The following is a 16,435-nucleotide window of genomic DNA, read 5'->3' on the forward strand; positions in this document are numbered from 1 at the left end:
GGCCGCCGATAGGCTCCAGGACGTGGCGACCGAACACCGTCCCGGGACGGCGGGCACCGGGCTGCACACCCCCATCCTCGACTGGTACGCGGCCAACGCCCGCGACCTGCCCTGGCGGGCTCCGGACGCCGGGCCGTGGGGCATCCTGGTCAGCGAGATCATGCTGCAGCAGACCCCGGTCGCCCGGGTGCTGCCGGTCTGGCGCGACTGGATGGCCCGCTGGCCCACCCCCGCCGCGCTGGCCGCCGAACCGCCCGGCGAGGCGGTGCGCCACTGGGGGCGGCTGGGCTACCCGCGCCGGGCGCTGAACCTGCACGCCTGCGCCCGGGCGATCACCGCCGAGCACGGCGGGCGGGTACCGGCGGGCCACGACGAGCTGCGCGCGCTGCCCGGCGTCGGCGAGTACACGGCCGCCGCCGTGGCGAGCTTCGCCTTCGGCGCACGGCACGCCGTACTCGACACCAACGTGCGCCGGGTGCTGGCCAGGGCCGTGCGCGGCGAGGAGTTCCCGCCGAAGGCCACCACCGCGATCGAGCGCAGGCTCGCCGAGTCGCTCATCCCGCCGGTGGACGCGCCCCGGTGGGCGGTGGCGGTGATGGAGCTGGGCGCGCTGGTCTGCACCGCCCGCACCCCCCGGTGCGCCGGATGCCCGATCGCGGCCGGCTGCGCCTGGCGGCTGGCCGGGCAACCGGCCTACGACGGCCCGGAGCGGCGCGGGCAGGCCTACGCGGGCACCGATCGGCAGTGCCGAGGCCGGCTGCTGGCCGTGCTGCGCGACGCGCCCGGCGCGGTGCCCAAGGCCGCCCTGGACGCCGTCTGGGCCGACGCCACGCAGCGCGAGCGCGCCCTGGACGGGCTGGTCGCCGACGGCCTCGCCGAGGCGCTGGCGGACGGCACCTACCGGCTGCCCGGCTGACCCGGGCCGGCATCGCGCAGGTCCGTGATCGGGTGAGGTCGGGAACTCGGATCAGGCGGCGAGCTTGAGGCCCAGGGCGGTGAGGTTGCGGCGGGTCCAGTCCAGCTCGTCGGCCAGGGTGGCGACCAGGGCGGCCGGGCCCTTGCCCTTGGCCGGGGCGGCCAGGCCGTGCGCCTCGACCTCGATGAGGGCCCCGCCGATCGGCGGGCCGGACAGGATCGCGGCGAGGGTGTCGGTGAGGATCGACTCGGTGGCCGGGGCCTCGCCGGAGTGGTTGTGCACGTGGCCCAGCTTGACCACCGAGGCGCCGGCGGCGGCCACCCGGCGCAGCGCCGGCCCGGGCTCCTCGACCCCGCAGGTCAGGTGGCAGGCGTCCAGGCAGACGCCGAGATACTCCGAATCGATGCCGCACACCCGCTCCACCGCCTGCTCGGTGGTCTCCAGCACGCAGCCGGGCCACGGCTGGAAGCCGACCCTGATCGTCTTGCCGGTGACGCTGTGCAGGCCGCGCAGCTCGCGGGAGAGCCGGTCCAGCCGGCGGGACGCGATCGCGTGCAGGTCGGCCGGCCAGTCGCGCCGCCAGCCGATCGGGATGGTGGAGACGCTGCCGTTGTGCACGTCGTCCGGCAGCAGGTAGGCGAGGATCTTCGCCAGCGACATGGTGTAGCGGTAGCGCTCCGGCTTGGCCCAGTCGGGGCCGGGGCTGTCCTGCCCCATGCCGCGCCCGCCGGCACCGTTGAGGCTGACGACCTCCAGGCCCCGTTCCTCCAGGGAACGGCGCAGCCGGACCAGCTCGATGCGGTCGGCGATGAGGTGGTCGGCCACCGCGGGGGCCAGCCAAAGGCCGATCCCGAGCCGGTCCACCCCGAGCCTGCGGCGCACCGGGACGGCGTACCGGGTGAGATGGGCGATCAGGTTCTCCAGATCCTCCGCGGGGTGGACGCCCGTGTTGTAGGACAGGTGGACGAGCGTGCCGTCCTCGTGACACAGCCGCATATGGGTGCCTCCCCAGGCGAAGTCTCAGACCTCATCGCTTGCCGGTCCCGTCGTGGCCGCGTGCGGCGCAGGACCGGTTCCAGCCCGGCATCGGCCGGGCCCGCACGAGTCTTCCGGGCGGGCGGCGGTGTCCGCGTCATCTCGGCGGCCGACATCTCGCTACACCGGCGGGAGGATCCCGGGCGGTGCCCGTCGTACTCGTTGTACTTGTGCGTCACTCGGCGAAGCGTGAACCGCCTCGCTCTACGGAGTGTAGTACTACCTTCGGTGGTGTCATAGCGAATCGGCCGGATGTGATCGCAGAGATACCGAAGGCCCCCCGTGAGATGCCTCACGGGGGGCCTTGCGGGGTCGCTTTCGCGACGTGATCGTTACGAGGCCGCCCGGCCGCGGTCGGCCGGACCGGCGGACGCGCCCGCCGCCTCGGTGATGGCCGCCGCCGAGTCGGGGATGTCGTGCGGCGACTTCTGCTCACCGACGAAGGTGAACTTGGCGGTGTCGCCCTCGCCCTCGATCGCGACCTTCACCACCTGGCCGGGGCGCAGGTCACCGTAGAGGATCTTCTCCGACAGCATGTCCTCCAGCTCGCGCTGGATGGTGCGGCGCAGCGGCCGGGCACCGAGCACCGGGTCGTAACCGCGGTCGGCCAGCACCTTCTTGGCCTCGTCGGTCAGCTCCAGCGCCATGTCGCGGTCCTTCAGCCGGGCGTCCACCTGGGCCAGCATCAGGTCGACGATCTGGATGATCTCGACCGGGGTCAGCTGGTGGAAGACCACGATGTCGTCGACGCGGTTGAGGAACTCCGGCCGGAAGTGCTGCTTGAGCTCCTCCTGCACCTTCGCCTTCATCCGGTCGTAGTTGCCCTCGACGTCGTTGGACTTGGCGAACCCGACCCCGATGCCCTTGGAGATGTCCCGGGTGCCGAGGTTGGTGGTCATGATGATGACGGTGTTCTTGAAGTCCACCACCCGGCCCTGGGCGTCGGTCAGCCGGCCGTCCTCCAGGATCTGCAGCAGCGAGTTGAAGATGTCCGGGTGGGCCTTCTCGATCTCGTCGAACAGCACCACGGAGAACGGCTTGCGCCGGACCTTCTCGGTGAGCTGGCCGCCCTCCTCGTACCCGACGTAGCCGGGCGGGGAGCCGAACAGCCGGGAGACGGTGTGCTTCTCCATGAACTCCGACATGTCCAGCGAGATGAGGGCGTCCTCGTCGCCGAACAGGAACTCGGCCAGCGCCCTGGACAGCTCGGTCTTACCGACGCCGGACGGGCCGGCGAAGATGAACGAGCCACCGGGCCGGCGCGGGTCCTTCAGGCCGGCGCGGGTACGGCGGATCGCCCGGGACAGGCCCTTGATGGCGTCGTCCTGGCCGATGATCCGCTTGTGGAGCTCGTCCTCCATGCGCAGCAGGCGCTGGGACTCCTCCTCGGTCAGCTTGAAGACCGGGATGCCGGTGGCCGTCGCGAGGACCTCGGCGATGAGCTCCTCGGTGACCTCGGCCACGACGTCCATGTCGCCGGCCTTCCACTCCTTCTCGCGCCGGTCGCGCTTGAGCTGGAGCTGCTTCTCCTGGTCGCGGAGGGCCGCCGCCTTCTCGAAGTCCTGCGCGTCGATCGCGGACTCCTTGTCCCGGCGCACCTGCGCGATCTTCTCGTCGAACTCCCGCAGGTCCGGCGGCGCGGTCATCCGGCGGATGCGCATGCGCGAGCCCGCCTCGTCGATCAGGTCGATCGCCTTGTCCGGCAGGAACCGGTCGCTGATGTAGCGGTCGGCCAGCTGGGCGGCGGCCACCAGGGCGCCGTCGGTGATGGTGACCCGGTGGTGCGCCTCGTAACGGTCGCGCAGCCCCTTGAGGATCTCGATCGTGTGGCTGAGCGACGGCTCGGCCACCTGGATCGGCTGGAACCGGCGCTCCAGCGCCGCGTCCTTCTCCAGGTGCTTGCGGTACTCGTCCAGGGTGGTGGCGCCGATGGTCTGCAGCTCGCCCCGGGCCAGCATCGGCTTGAGGATGCTGGCGGCGTCGATCGCGCCCTCGGCGGCGCCCGCACCGACCAGCGTGTGCAGCTCGTCGATGAACAGGATGATGTCGCCGCGGGTGCGGATCTCCTTGAGCACCTTCTTCAGGCGCTCCTCGAAGTCACCGCGGTAGCGGGAACCGGCGACCAGCGCGCCGAGGTCGAGGGTGTAGAGCTGCTTGTCCTTCAGCGTCTCGGGCACCTCGCCCTTGACGATCTTCTGGGACAGGCCCTCGACGACGGCGGTCTTGCCGACGCCGGGCTCGCCGACCAGGACGGGGTTGTTCTTGGTCCTGCGGGACAGGACCTGCATGACCCGCTCGATCTCCTTGTCGCGGCCGATGACCGGGTCCAGCTTGCCCTCGCGGGCGGCCTGGGTCAGGTTGCGGCCGAACTGGTCGAGCACGAGGGACGTCGAGGGAGCGGACTCCTGCGGACCGCCGGCCGCGGCCGGCTCCTTGCCCTGGTAGCCGTGGAGCAACTGGATGACCTGCTGCCTGACCCGGTTCAGGTCGGCGCCAAGCTTCACCAGCACCTGGGCGGCGACCCCCTCGCCCTCACGGATGAGACCAAGGAGGATGTGCTCGGTGCCGATGTAGTTGTGACCCAGTTGCAAGGCTTCGCGGAGCGACAGCTCAAGGACCTTCTTGGCGCGCGGGGTGAAGGGAATGTGCCCCGACGGCGCCGACTGCCCCTGGCCGATGATCTCCTCGACCTGCTGGCGCACACCCTCAAGACTGATGCCCAGGCTCTCCAGAGCCTTCGCGGCAACGCCCTCTCCCTCATGGATCAAGCCAAGAAGAATGTGCTCAGTGCCGATGTAGTTGTGGTTGAGCATCCTGGCCTCTTCCTGGGCCAGGACGACAACCCGCCGTGCGCGGTCAGTGAACCTCTCGAACATGTCGTCGCTCCTCACAGAGCGGTCAGGCAGCTCGGGATATCCGGGCCCGCCGCATCCGCATGCTAGCCCCGACCGGCGACCGCTCAATACAGGAGACGTTCCCCGGGAGCAGGGCGTTCACCCTCCATCCAACTACCGATGAGGGCTCCGGTGTTCCCGCTACGCCGCAAGCGAACGACGTTTACTCAGGGCGAATTCTCCGACCGTCCCCGACCGCCCCGGAACGATCAGCACCGAAAACGCGATCATGCGGCTATGGCGGCGATTGGTCACCGTTCGCCGCCATAGCCGGGCGATCGCAAAGAGCCCGTCAGTGTGCCGCTTCGTACTGCTCGACCACGGAGGAGGCAATACGGCCGCGCTCGCTGACCGGGATGCCGTTCGACTTCGCCCAGGCCCGGATCTCCGAGCTCTTTTCACGGGACGGACGCTGCCCGCCACCGCGCTTGCGCCCCCGGGAGGAGGCACTCTCGGCCCGCCGGGCACTGGACACGAAAGAGGACAGCGCCTCGCGGAGCCGCTTGGCGTTTTCCTCGCTCAGATCAATCTCGTAGGCGGAGCCATCAAGCGCGAAGGTGACAGTCTGATTGGCCTCGCCGCCATCGAGGTCGTCGATGAGTATCTTCTGGATCTGCGTGGCCATCCGGCAATCCTTTCGCAGAGCATTGTTCGTTTCGCCAGCTAAACATATACCCGGCGACCCCGCCTGACAATTCAACGGGCCAGTGGATTGCGCCGCGCCGCGGATCGGCCGGCTCAGTCGGAAGCGGTCTCGGCCGACTTCTCGGAAGACCGTGCCTCCTGGCGCCTGCTCGCCGCCTCGGAACGCACCAGCTTCACGATCGCGAAGACCACCACCGCGGTCACAACGACGGGTGGTATCAACGCGGACAATACATCGTTCATTGATCCTCTCCCCACGCGGGGGCGGCATTCAGGGTCGCCCCCGCCGATAATTGTCACACGGGACCCGCTCCCCTCGCGCCCCGGCCGCCGGATCGGGCCGGTGCGCGGCCGTCCAGGCCCCTGCCCGAGGTCAGCAGGGGTCGTCTGCCGTTCCATCACGGCCGGGCAAGGACCGTTCCAGAGCATTCCGCGTCTCTCAAGCCGCCTTACCGGATGGCCCGGGAAAGCTGATCCGGCGTAAACATCCGGCGGGGCGCCCCAGCGGGTCCGAACGCCGGAAAAGCCGCTCCCATCGGGATTCCCGCGTCGAACCGGACCCGCGGCCGCGCGCCACCCGAGGCCCGATCCCCGGATCCGCCGAGGAGCTTTTGCATGCCGGACACGGCGAAGGCGCCACCAGGAGCGGTCCGGTGCGTGAATATTCCGCACGCGGGCGCCGCGTGCGGAATGCGGCGCATAGTAAGACGGCATACGCATCGGAGCGGGCGCGGGCCGATCGCCCGGCCCCGCCCCGGCGGGCGGTCGCGCATCGGCGCCTTCCGGACGCGGACCTCATCATGAACGAGAAATCGCCGCGGCGCCGACGTTTCCGTAAGATCGGCCCCCGATGATTCTCTTGCCGCTTACCCGGCGGCCGCGCGGGAGTCCGCGGGCGAGGCGGCCTTCGCGGACCGTCCCGCGCGCGCCCCGCCGGGGACGGGGGTCCGCCCCTGCGGGCGGGGGCGGGAACGGGCGATGGAACGCCGAACGGGGCCGGAGGACACGCCTCCGGCCCCGTTCCGGGCGCCGCGCCTACTTCGTCTTGACGACGACCGTACCGGCGACCTTGTCGTGCAGAGCCTGCTGGAGGGGCTTGTCCCAGAGCAGCCACAGCACGTTCACCAGGGTGAAGATGCCGACCACGTACCCGAGGACCGGGACCCAGCGCAGGAACTGCGGGCCCCACAGCACGCCGGCGCGCTTGCCCGCCACGTCGGTGCCGAGGCCGCTCGCGTCCAGCACGCCGCCGACCCGGACCACCTTGATGCCCATGGCGATCTTGCCGACCGTCTGGCCGCGCTGCTTGAGCATCAGGAACTCGTAGAGGAAGAAGATGACGCCGAGCAGCAGCGCGGTGATCAGCCCGGCGAGGAAGACCCCGCCACCGGCGTCGATGGCCCCGGTGGTCGGGTCGAAGCTCGGCGCGGTGACGATGATCCCGGTGAGGATCGCGGTCAGGATCGCGGCGGGGATGGCGAGGATCACGCTGTCGATCAGCCGGGCCACCAGGCGCTGCCACCACTCGGCGAGCGGCGCGGGCGCGCCGGGCGGCTGGGCGCCGGCCGCGCCGTAGGCCGGCTGGCCGTAACCCTGCTGCGGGTACCCCGGCTGCTGGCCGTACTGCGGCTGGCCGTAACCACCGGTCTGGCCGTACTGCTGCTGGCCGTAACCCTGCTGCCCGTACTGCTGCTGGCCGTACTGCTGCTGGTCGTAGCCGGGCTGCTGGCCGTACTGCTGGCCCTGCTGCCCGTAGCCCTGCTGGTCGTAGCCGGGCTGCTGGCCCTGCTGGCCGTGCTGGCCATAGCCCTGCTGCTGGCCGTACTGCTGCTGGCCGTAACCACCGGCCTGACCGCCGGCCTCCTGGCCGTAGCCCTGCTGACCGTAGGACTGCTGCTGGCCGTAGCCCTGCTGGCCCTGCTGGTCGTAGCCGGGCTGCTGGCCCTGCTGGGCCTGCTGGCCATAGCCCTGCTGCTGGCCGTACTGCTGCTGGCCGTAACCACCGGCCTGGCCCCCGGCCTCCTGGCCGTAGCCCTGCTGACCGTAGGACTGCTGCTGGCCGTAGCCCTGCTGGTCCTGCTGGCCGTAGCCCTGCCCGGGCTGCTGGCCCTGCTGCGGGTAGCCCTGTCCGTAGGAGCCGGTGCCGCCCTGGCCGTACTGGGGCCTGCTCTGCTCCGACGTCGGCTGGGGGCGGTGGACGACCGTCCGCTCCGGGTCGCTGCCCGGAGCGGGATGATCGCCGGCGTGCTGTCCATATTGCGGAGATCCCGGGGGCGGGTTGCCCTCCGGCTCATCGCGTGGGTACGGCGGCTGTCCGGTGCTCACCGTGTCACCTCACTTCGGCTGCGCATGCGGTACATGTCATGACACACATGCTGTGGTGCTGCCCAACGTAGCGACAGTGGGATCAACAGTCACCTTTCCCTTCTGTCAACCCCGTCGTCGGACGGCGGCCGCAGATGGAGGAGCATGCGCGTGTTGCCCAGGGTGTTCGGCTTGACGTGCTCCAGCTCCAGGAACTCGGCGACGCCCTCATCGTAGGAGGCGAGCAGCTCGGCGTACACCTCCGGCGAGACCGGCGTGCCGTTGAGCGGCACGAAACCGTGCCGCGCGAAGAAGTCGACCTCGAAGGTGAGGCAGAAGACCCGCCGCAGGCCGAGCTCCCGGGCCGTCGCCAGCAGGGCCTCGACGATGCGGTGCCCGATGCCGAGACCGCGCCGCTCGGCGTCGACCGCGACGGTGCGGATCTCCGCCAGGTCCTCCCACAACACGTGCAGCGCGCCGCAGCCGACCACCTGGCCGTCGCACTCGGCGACCCAGAACTCCTGCACGTCCTCGTAGAGCGTGACGGTGGCCTTGCGCAGCAGGCGCGGCCCGTCACCGGAATAGGCGTCCACCAGCCGCCGGATGGTGGGCACGTCGGTCGTGCGGGCCCGCCGGACGGCGAGGGCCCTGTCCGCGGGGACCGGCGAGACGACCTGCTCCATGACCGGCAGCGTAGCCGTCGCCCGAGCACACCATGCCGCCAGGTAAAGTTGATCGGCAATATCGGTCGACCCCTAATTGCTCGACCGCCCATCGCACTCCCCCGGCGCCGCCGACCGGCCGGCTCCACCGTGAAAACAGCCATCTTTCAGGATGTTTCATGATCTGAGGGACGCAGCCACCACCGGGTGCGAACCACGGCCCGGTCATGCCCCGGCAAAGCCGGTGCGGACCGGCGCCCCCCGGCGACACAGCGTGATCACTTCGTGATGCGGTGGTTGTGAAACCTCAACAGAATCCGCAGTTCTGGTTGAGCACGAACCAGGACTGCACTAATGTCCAGCGTCAATGTCGGCCATCGTGCGGCGGTGGCCGATCCGCCTAATCCCGGCCGTGTCCCCGCACGCCGGGAACCGGGGACCCACCGGTGGCCGCGGCTCGCCCGCGCACCACCGCCCCTGGGGTGAATCCGAGAGGGAGGCGTCACGATCTCCGTGACCGAACGCGCTCGGTAGGGCTACTCCGGCCCGAACCCGTCAGCTAACCCGGTAGGCGTTCAAGGAGAGGAGCACATCGGTGCAGGCTAGGCGTACGCCTGGAGAGATCTCGGGACGGCCCCCCCGCGGCGTCGCACGGACCCCGCGTGCCCGGCTCGCCGGCGCGGCCGGCGGCGCCCGGCGCGTCGCCCGCCGTCTCACCCTGGTGACCGTCGCGCTGACCGCGGTGGCCGTCGGGGCACCGGTGGGGTCGGCGGCCGCCGAGCCCAAGCCCGGCCTGAACAAGCTCAAGACCCAGGTCGAGGATCTCTACAACGAGATCGAGTCGCTGACCGAGCAGTACAACGGTCAGCGGGAGCGTCTCGCCCAGGTCCGGCGCTCGGCCGAGTTGGCCAAGAAGACGCTCGCCCGCAGCGAGACCGATCTGGCGGAGAAGCGCCGCAAGGCCGGCATGTACGCCCAGGACGCCTACATGACCGGCGGCCTCGGCTCCTCCCTGGCCCTCGCCATGTCCGCCGACCCGTCCCGCTACCTCGACCAGGCCGCCACGACCTACACCATGGAGATGCAGCAGGGCCAGGAGGTCTCCCAGATCAGCCAGGCGATGGAGACCGCCAGGCGGGCCAAGGAGAGCGCCCGGGCCCGTGAGGCCGAGGTGCAGAAGCTCGTCAGCGACCTCGGCGCCCAGCGCGACAAGATCCGCAAGGCGATCGGCCGTACCGAGACGAGCCTGTTCCGCCAGGCGCGCGCCAAGGTCGGCGGCTTCGGGCGCGCCACCCGGGTCGCCATTCCCATCCCCGGCGATGGCAAGGCGGCCGAGGCGACCAAGTGGGCGCTCACCCAGCAGCTCAAACCATACGTCTGGGGCGCCGAGGGCCCCAACACTTTCGACTGCTCGGGCCTGGTCATGTGGGCCTACCAGAAGGTGGGCATCAGCCTGCCGCACTACACCGGCGACCAGTGGACCGCGGGCACGCACGTGTCCCGGGACGACATGCGTCCCGGTGATCTGGTCTTCTTCCACAGCGACCTGCACCACGTCGGCATCTACATCGGTGGCGGGCTGATGGTGCACGCGCCGCACACCGGTGACGTGGTGCGGGTGGCGCCGATCGGCAACCGCCCGTTCGCCGGCGCGGTGCGCATCGCCGACTGACGGGCGCGCATGACCGAGCCCCGGCGGGGGCCGGATGTCCGGGCCGCCGGGGTGGTCACCCCGCCTTTCCGCGGAGCCAGGGCGCGCCGGACCGCCCGGAGCGTCCGGCTCCGGCGGCGGGCGCGCCCTGAGCGCGTCAGATGAGCCTGCGGCGCGCCGCCCAGGCCACCGCCTCGATGGCGGTGGCGACGCCGATGCGGTCGCAGATGCCGCGCAGCCGGCGCCGCACCGTACGCCCGCTCACGTCCAACCGCCGGCCCACCCGGTCGACGGTCACGCCCTTGGCCAGTTCGGCGAGCAAGAGAAGATCATCATCACTCAGTCCCACACCGTCTGATCCCGTGGGAATGCCATTCCCACGGGAAACCAGATCCGGATACGCCATCGGGTGTCCTCCCCCACGACGAACTCGGCAACATACTGGAATGCTTCAGCCCGCCCGTGACGAACGGTAAACGCCACGTTGAAAGGTCGTCAAGCGTTGGGGACGTCAGGCGATGGGTTTGGGTTTGACATACCTAGCCATATGTGAACTACTCATGACATGTATCCGGGCCAGGGCCTGTGGAGTGTCGCCATGAGGACATCCCCGGCCACCGCCCGGCCATCGCTCGCGGCATGATGTCCCTGGTGGAGCCAGGTGGACCGGCCGCCATCGCGCCGCACCGCACCGGCCCCACCGCCGATCTCCGCGCCGGAATACCGGCAAATGTCAGATCACTTTCCTGATTATTGGTGAACAGCCGATGCGCGGGCGGCATGCAACGTAGATCCGATTTGTCATGATCCCTCGCGCCACCGGTCCGCCGGATTTCCGCATCGACCGCGACGGCGTCCACGATATGGGATAGGACCGTGCCCGGCCGGCGGTGCGTCGGCCGGGCGGGCACCGGCGTCAGCCGGCGTTGCGATGGTAGATGAGCCGCAGGCCGATGAGGGTGAGCCAGGGCTCCTGCACGTCGATGGAGCGTGCCTCACCGGCGACCGGTGAGGCCAGCGAGCCGGTGGCCACCACCGTGACGTCGTCGGGATCGTCGGCCAGCTCGGCCGCCATCCGCTCCACGATGCCGTCCACCTGGCCGGCGAAGCCGTAGATGATGCCCGCCTGGAGCGCCTCGACGGTGTTCTTGGCGATCACCGACCGGGGCCGGACCAGCTCGACCTTGTGCAGCTGGGCACCGGCCGCCGCCAGCGCGTCCACCGAGATCTCTATGCCGGGCGCGGTGACCGCGCCGACGTACTCGCCCTTGGCCGAGACGGCGTCGAACGACGTCGCGGTGCCGAAGTCGACGATCACGCACGGCCCGCCGTACAGGTGGATGGCGGCCAGCGCGTTCACCACCCGGTCGCTGCCCACCTCCTTGGGATTGTCCATCCGCACCGGCACCCCGGTGCGCACCCCGGGCTCCACGATGACGGCGGGGACGTCCCCGTAATACCGGCGGCACATCTCCCGCATCTCGTTCAGCACCGACGGCACCGTGGAGCACAGCGCGATGCCGCTGACGTCGGTGCCCTTGAGCAGCGGGCTCTGGCCGAGCAGGCCCTGCAGGACCACCGCGATCTCGTCGGCGGTGCGCCGCGCGTCGGTGGCGAGGCGCCAGTGCTCGATGACCTCCTCGCCCTCGAACAGGCCGAGCACCGTGTGCGTGTTGCCGACGTCGATCGTGAGCAGCATCAAGCCCCCCGAAGGTCCAGAGCGATGTCGAGCGCGGGCGCGGAATGGGTCAGCGCGCCCACAGCAAGGTAGTCAACACCGGTTCGGGCCACATCACGAGCCGATTCCAGGGTGAGACCGCCGCTGGCCTCCAGCCGGGCGCGCCCGGCCACCAGGCGGACCGCCTCGGCCAACTCGGCGACGGTGAAGTTGTCCAGCAGGATCTCCTCGGCGCCCTCGGCGAGCACCGGCTCGATCTGGTCGATCCGGTCCACCTCCACCTCGATCGGCAGCCCGGGGTGGGCCTGGCGCACCGCCCGGAACGCCTCGGCGACCCCGCCGGCCGCCACGACGTGGTTGTCCTTGATCAGGGCGGCGTCGGACAGCGACATCCGGTGGTTGGTCCCGCCGCCGCAGCGCACCGCGTACTTCTCCAGCGCCCGCAGGCCGGGCAGCGTCTTGCGGCTGTCCCGGACGCGCGCGCCGGTGCCGGCGATCGCCTGGACCCAGCGGTCGGTGAGGCTGGCGACCCCGGACAGGTGGGTGAGCAGGTTGAGCGCCGTGCGCTCGGCGGTCAGCAGGTCGCGCACCGGCCCGGTGACGGTCATCAGCACGTCGCCGCGCCGGACGCGCTCGCCGTCCTTGACCGGGCGGTCGGCGGTGAGCCGGCCCGCCGAGCAGATCGCGAACACGGCCTCGGCGACCGCCAGCCCGGCCACCACGCCGTCCGCCCGTGCCACCACGTCGGCGGCGGCGACCTGGCCGGCCGGGACGGTGGCGCTCGTGGTCACGTCGCCGTCGGCGGTGACATCCTCGGCCAGCGCCACGCCGGCCAGGGCCAGGACCGCCGCCGGATCCAGCCCGGCTCCGGCCAGCTCCGCCTCGACCCGCTGCGGGAGCCGGGCCGCGCCCTGCTCCTCGTGCCGCCGGTAGTTCATGGTCAGTCCCTTCTCGGTCAGGGTCAGGTCGAGGTGCCCGGACCACCAGGCATCATCGCGGGCCGGGAAATCCTCCCGCCAGTGCGACCCGCGGGTCTCCTCGCGGGCCGCGGCGGCGGTGACGAGCGCGGTGGCCACGGTGAGCAGGTTGGTGGCCTCCCAGGACTCGGTGCACGGCTGGACGGCGACCGGGGTCCACCGGGCGTCCAGCAGCCCGGCGGTGACCTCGGCCAGGCTGCGCCCGCTGCGGAGCACGCCCGCGCCGGCGCTCATCCGGGCCTGAACGCGCGGGCGCACCCGGGGGTCGGCCAGGCCGGTGGCCCGGCCGTCGGTAACCGGCTCGCCGGGCGCGGGCCGGGCGGCGGCCAGCGCGGCGGCGATGCGCTCGGCGAAGACCAGGCCTTCCAGCAGCGAGTTGGACGCCAGGCGGTTGGCGCCGTGCACGCCGGTGCAGGCCACCTCGCCGCACGCGTACAGCCCCGGCACGCTGGTACGCCCGTGCCGGTCGGTGCGGACGCCGCCGCTGGCGTAGTGCGCGGCCGGCGCGACCGGGATGGGTTCGCGCACCGGGTCGATGCCGTGCTCGCGGCAGATGGCGTGGATCGTGGGGAACCGGGAGCGCCACTTGTCCGCGCCGAAGTGCCGGGCGTCCAGGAAGACGTGCTCGGCCCCGGTCTCCAGCATCCGCCGCATGATCGCCTTGGCGACCACGTCCCGCGGGGCGAGCTCGGCCAACTCGTGCGTGCCGAGCATGAAGCGCTCGCCCGCCCCGTCCACCAGGTAGGCGCCCTCGCCGCGCACCGCCTCGGAGATCAGCGGCTGCTGGCCGGTGGAGTCGCCGCCGAGCCACAGCACGGTCGGGTGGAACTGGACGAACTCCAGGTCGCGGACGACCGCGCCGGCGCGCAGCGCGAGGGCGACCCCGTCGCCGGTGGAGACCGCGGGGTTGGTGGTCGCCGCGTACACCTGGCCCATGCCGCCGGTGGCGAGCACGACCGCGCCGGCCCGGACGGCTCCCACGCCGTCGCGGGCGCCCTCGCCCATGACGTGCAGGGTGACGCCGCAGGCGGCCCCGGCGGCGTCGGTGAGCAGGTCGAGCACCAGGGCGTGCTCGATGACCTCGATCCGGCCGCGCGCCACCTCCGCCCGTACCGCCTCGATCAGCGCGCGCTGCACCTCGGCGCCGGTGGCGTCGCCGCCGGCGTGCACGATGCGGTCGCGTCGGTGGCCGCCCTCCCGGGTGAGCTGGAGCCCGCCGTCCGGCCCCCGGTCGAAGCGGGCGCCCCGGCCGATCAGCCGGCCGAGCGCGGCCGGGCCCTCGGTGACCAGGGTGCGCACCGCCGCCTCGTCGCACAGGCCGACGCCGGCGACGAGCGTGTCGCCGAGATGGTCGGCGGGGGAATCGGCGGAGTCGAGCACCGCGGCGATGCCGCCCTGCGCCCAGCGGGTGGACCCGGCGGACAGCACGTCCTTGGTGACCACCAGGACGCGTGCGTCCGGGACGAGCTCGGTGTAGCGCAGGGCGACGGTGAGCCCGGCGACGCCGGAACCGACCACGACGACGTCGGCGTGCCCGGTCCAGCCGGGGTCCGGTGCGGTCAGCCGCCGGGGGATGGGCGGGTGGGTCATGGGGCGCTCCCTTATTTCGTCAATATGACGATAAAGCATGGCCGGGAGTGTCCTCACCGCGGGTGCCCCCCGCGATCGCCGTCAGGTCAGGCTCACCTCGACATTGTCGATCAGCCGGGTGCCGCCCACCCGGGCCGCCACCGCCAGCACGGCCGGCCCGCGGTGACCGGCGGCCACCGGGGTGAACGTGGCGGGGTCGGCCAGCGTCAGGTAGTCCAGGACCAGCGGCGGATCGGCGCGCGCCGCCCGGTCCAGCACCTCCCCCGCCGCCCGCAGCACCTCCTGCGGGCGGTGGTGCCCGGCACCGGCGCGCAGCGCGGCCGACAGGGCCAGGGCCGTCCCCCGGTCGGCGGCCGACAGGTAGCGGTTGCGGCTGGACATCGCCAGGCCGTCCGGCTCGCGCAGCGTGGCGCCGGCGACGATCTCTACCGGGACGTCCAGGTCGGCGACCATGCGGCGGATCAGCGCCAGCTGCTGGGCGTCCTTGCGGCCGAACACCGCGACGTCCGGGCGGACGAGGTTGAACAGCTTCAGCACCACGGTGAGGACGCCGTCGAAGTGGCCGGGACGGAAGGCGCCCTCGGCCACCGTGCCCATCTCACCGGCCGCGACGCTCACCTGCCGATCCGGCAGGTACATCGCCTCGACGGCCGGGGCGAACACCAGCCCGGCGCCCTCGGCGGCGCACACCGCGAGATCTGCGTCGAAGGTCCGGGGATAGCGCGAATAGTCTTCGGCCGGGCCGAACTGCAGCGGGTTGACGAAGATGCTCACCGCGACGTGCCGGGCGTGCTCGCGGGCCAGCCTGATCAGCGAGCGGTGCCCCTCGTGCAGGGCCCCCATGGTCGGCACCAGGGCCAGCGTTCCCCCCGGCGGCCCGCCGGTCCCGACGCCCAGGGCCGTCCGGGCCGCGTCCAGTTCGGCACGGTCTCCGGCGACGATCACGTCCACGCCTGTCCCTCCCGGCTGCTGTCGGCCCGCGCCGGCCGCGCGGGGCGCGCCCCACGCTAGTGCGCCCGCCCCGCCGCCGCACCGGGCGGGATCAGGTCCAGGAATTGCCGCCGAGGGCGTCCAGGAGACGTTCGGCGGCCTCCGGCTTGAGCAGGCCGGCGGCGAGCGCGCGGTCGGCGGTGAGCCGGGCCAGGGCCACGTAGGCGTCGGCCGCCTCCGGGGCGGCGAGGATGAGCGCGTCGACGTGCTTGCGCACCGTGCCGGCGTCGCCGCGCACGACCGGGCCGGTGAGCCCGGCCAGGCCCAGCCGCAGGGCGTTGTCCAGCGACGCGCCGAGCAGCGGGCCCAGCATGCGCCCGGGATGGTCCACGCCGATCTTCTTCAGCAGCTCCTGGGACTCGGCGATCAGCGTGACCATGTGGTTCGCCGCCTGGGCGAGCGCCGCGTGGTAGAGCGGGCGGTCGGGGTCGGCGATCCACACCGGCTCGCCGCCCATCTCGATCACCAGCGCCTCGGCGACCGGCCGCAGCTGCTCGGGTGCGGTCACCCCGAACGAGCAGCCGCCGATGCGGCGCAGATCGTCGTCGCGCCCGGTGAAGGTCATCACCGGGTGCAGCGCGAAGGGGATCGCGCCCCGGCCCACCGCCGCGTCCAGCACGGCCAGGCCGTACGCGCCGCTGGTGTGCGCGAGCATCTTGCCCCGCAGGTCCACGCCGGCGGCGGCGAGCCCGGCCACCAGGCCGGGGAGCACGTCGTCCGGCACGGTGAGGAGCACCAGCTCGGCGCGGCGGATCACCTCGTCGGGCGGGGAGAGGGACACGCCGAGCCGCTCGGCGGCCCGCCGGCCGGAGGCGTCGGACACCCCGGCCGCGGCCACGACGCGGTGACCGGCCTGCGCGAGCGCGGCGCCGAGGGCGGATCCCACCCGTCCGGCGCCGAGCACCCCGACCGCCAGGCGCCCGGGGCGGTCGCTTGTCTCCATCGCCTACCGTCCACTTTCGACGAAACACACTCGCCCGACCAGCGTAACGGCCGCCGGTCAGGGACCGCCGCGCCGCTCCGGCAGGCTCTCGCACGACGGCCGAACCCGGCAAGCGTGCGTTTCTACATATAAGCCATAAGCCCTCAGCCT

Annotated in this window: 13 protein-coding genes and 1 riboswitch; of the genes, 2 read left to right on the plus strand and 11 right to left on the minus strand. The window is 72.0% G+C overall.

Going from position 1 to position 16,435, the window contains the following annotated elements; translation table 11 throughout:
- The first annotated feature begins 22 nt into the window (after positions 1–22).
- Positions 23–916, plus strand: coding sequence for an HhH-GPD family protein (locus Sru01_RS12500; RefSeq protein WP_275412159.1), 894 nt, complete (start codon positions 23–25; stop codon positions 914–916).
- Between the two features lie 51 nt (positions 917–967).
- Here the strand turns inward: Sru01_RS12500 and Sru01_RS12505 are convergent, their stop codons facing one another.
- The 6 genes from Sru01_RS12505 to Sru01_RS12530 form a co-directional block, all read right to left on the minus strand.
- Positions 968–1,912 (minus strand): sugar phosphate isomerase/epimerase family protein, encoded by a 945-nt coding sequence (locus tag Sru01_RS12505; protein WP_203984441.1) that lies wholly within the window; start codon positions 1,910–1,912, stop codon positions 968–970.
- 371 nt (positions 1,913–2,283) lie between these two features.
- Positions 2,284–4,827: an ATP-dependent Clp protease ATP-binding subunit gene (locus Sru01_RS12510; protein WP_203984442.1), complete on the minus strand. Its 2,544-nt coding sequence runs from the start codon at positions 4,825–4,827 to the stop codon at positions 2,284–2,286.
- A gap of 310 nt (positions 4,828–5,137) precedes the next feature.
- The gene (locus tag Sru01_RS12515) at positions 5,138–5,470 is read right to left on the minus strand and encodes a histone-like nucleoid-structuring protein Lsr2 (RefSeq protein WP_203984443.1); all 333 of its coding nucleotides are present in this window, start codon (positions 5,468–5,470) and stop codon (positions 5,138–5,140) included.
- Between the two features lie 113 nt (positions 5,471–5,583).
- On the minus strand, positions 5,584–5,733 hold the full coding sequence (locus tag Sru01_RS12520) for a hypothetical protein (protein ID WP_203984445.1): 150 nt from the start codon (positions 5,731–5,733) through the stop codon (positions 5,584–5,586).
- A 792-nt stretch (positions 5,734–6,525) separates the two neighbouring features.
- Positions 6,526–7,815 (minus strand): RDD family protein, encoded by a 1,290-nt coding sequence (locus Sru01_RS12525; RefSeq protein WP_203984446.1) that lies wholly within the window; start codon positions 7,813–7,815, stop codon positions 6,526–6,528.
- An 89-nt stretch (positions 7,816–7,904) separates the two neighbouring features.
- A complete protein-coding gene (locus Sru01_RS12530) occupies positions 7,905–8,477 on the minus strand; it encodes an amino-acid N-acetyltransferase (protein ID WP_203984447.1) in 573 nt (190 codons plus the stop codon).
- Positions 8,478–8,843: 366 nt separating this feature from the next.
- Positions 8,844–9,046, plus strand: a riboswitch (cyclic di-AMP (ydaO/yuaA leader).
- A gap of 5 nt (positions 9,047–9,051) precedes the next feature.
- Between Sru01_RS12530 and Sru01_RS36200 the strand changes: the two genes are divergently transcribed.
- A complete protein-coding gene (locus Sru01_RS36200; RefSeq protein ID WP_275412160.1) occupies positions 9,052–10,128 on the plus strand; it encodes a C40 family peptidase in 1,077 nt (358 codons plus the stop codon).
- A 136-nt stretch (positions 10,129–10,264) separates the two neighbouring features.
- Here Sru01_RS36200 and Sru01_RS12540 read toward each other — a convergent pair whose 3' ends face one another.
- From Sru01_RS12540 to Sru01_RS12560, 5 genes are all read right to left on the minus strand, one after another.
- Entirely contained in the window at positions 10,265–10,429 is a 165-nt protein-coding gene (locus Sru01_RS12540; protein ID WP_307837838.1) for a helix-turn-helix domain-containing protein, read from the minus strand.
- A 594-nt stretch (positions 10,430–11,023) separates the two neighbouring features.
- Complete coding sequence (locus tag Sru01_RS12545) at positions 11,024–11,806, minus strand: type III pantothenate kinase (RefSeq protein WP_203984449.1); 783 nt, start codon at positions 11,804–11,806, stop codon at positions 11,024–11,026.
- Positions 11,806–14,352, minus strand: a complete 2,547-nt coding sequence (locus tag Sru01_RS12550) for an L-aspartate oxidase (RefSeq protein ID WP_203984450.1) — start codon at positions 14,350–14,352, stop codon at positions 11,806–11,808. The genes Sru01_RS12545 and Sru01_RS12550 overlap by 1 nt, the downstream gene beginning before the upstream one ends.
- 81 nt (positions 14,353–14,433) lie before the next feature.
- Positions 14,434–15,303, minus strand: coding sequence for a pantoate--beta-alanine ligase (panC, locus tag Sru01_RS12555; protein WP_203984451.1), 870 nt, complete (start codon positions 15,301–15,303; stop codon positions 14,434–14,436).
- 91 nt (positions 15,304–15,394) lie between these two features.
- Positions 15,395–16,285 (minus strand): Rossmann-like and DUF2520 domain-containing protein, encoded by an 891-nt coding sequence (locus tag Sru01_RS12560; RefSeq protein ID WP_203984452.1) that lies wholly within the window; start codon positions 16,283–16,285, stop codon positions 15,395–15,397.
- Between the last annotated feature and the right edge of the window lie 150 nt (positions 16,286–16,435).

It is taken from the genome of Sphaerisporangium rufum (assembly GCF_016863395.1).
Taxonomy (GTDB): Bacteria; Actinomycetota; Actinomycetes; order Streptosporangiales; family Streptosporangiaceae; genus Sphaerisporangium; species Sphaerisporangium rufum.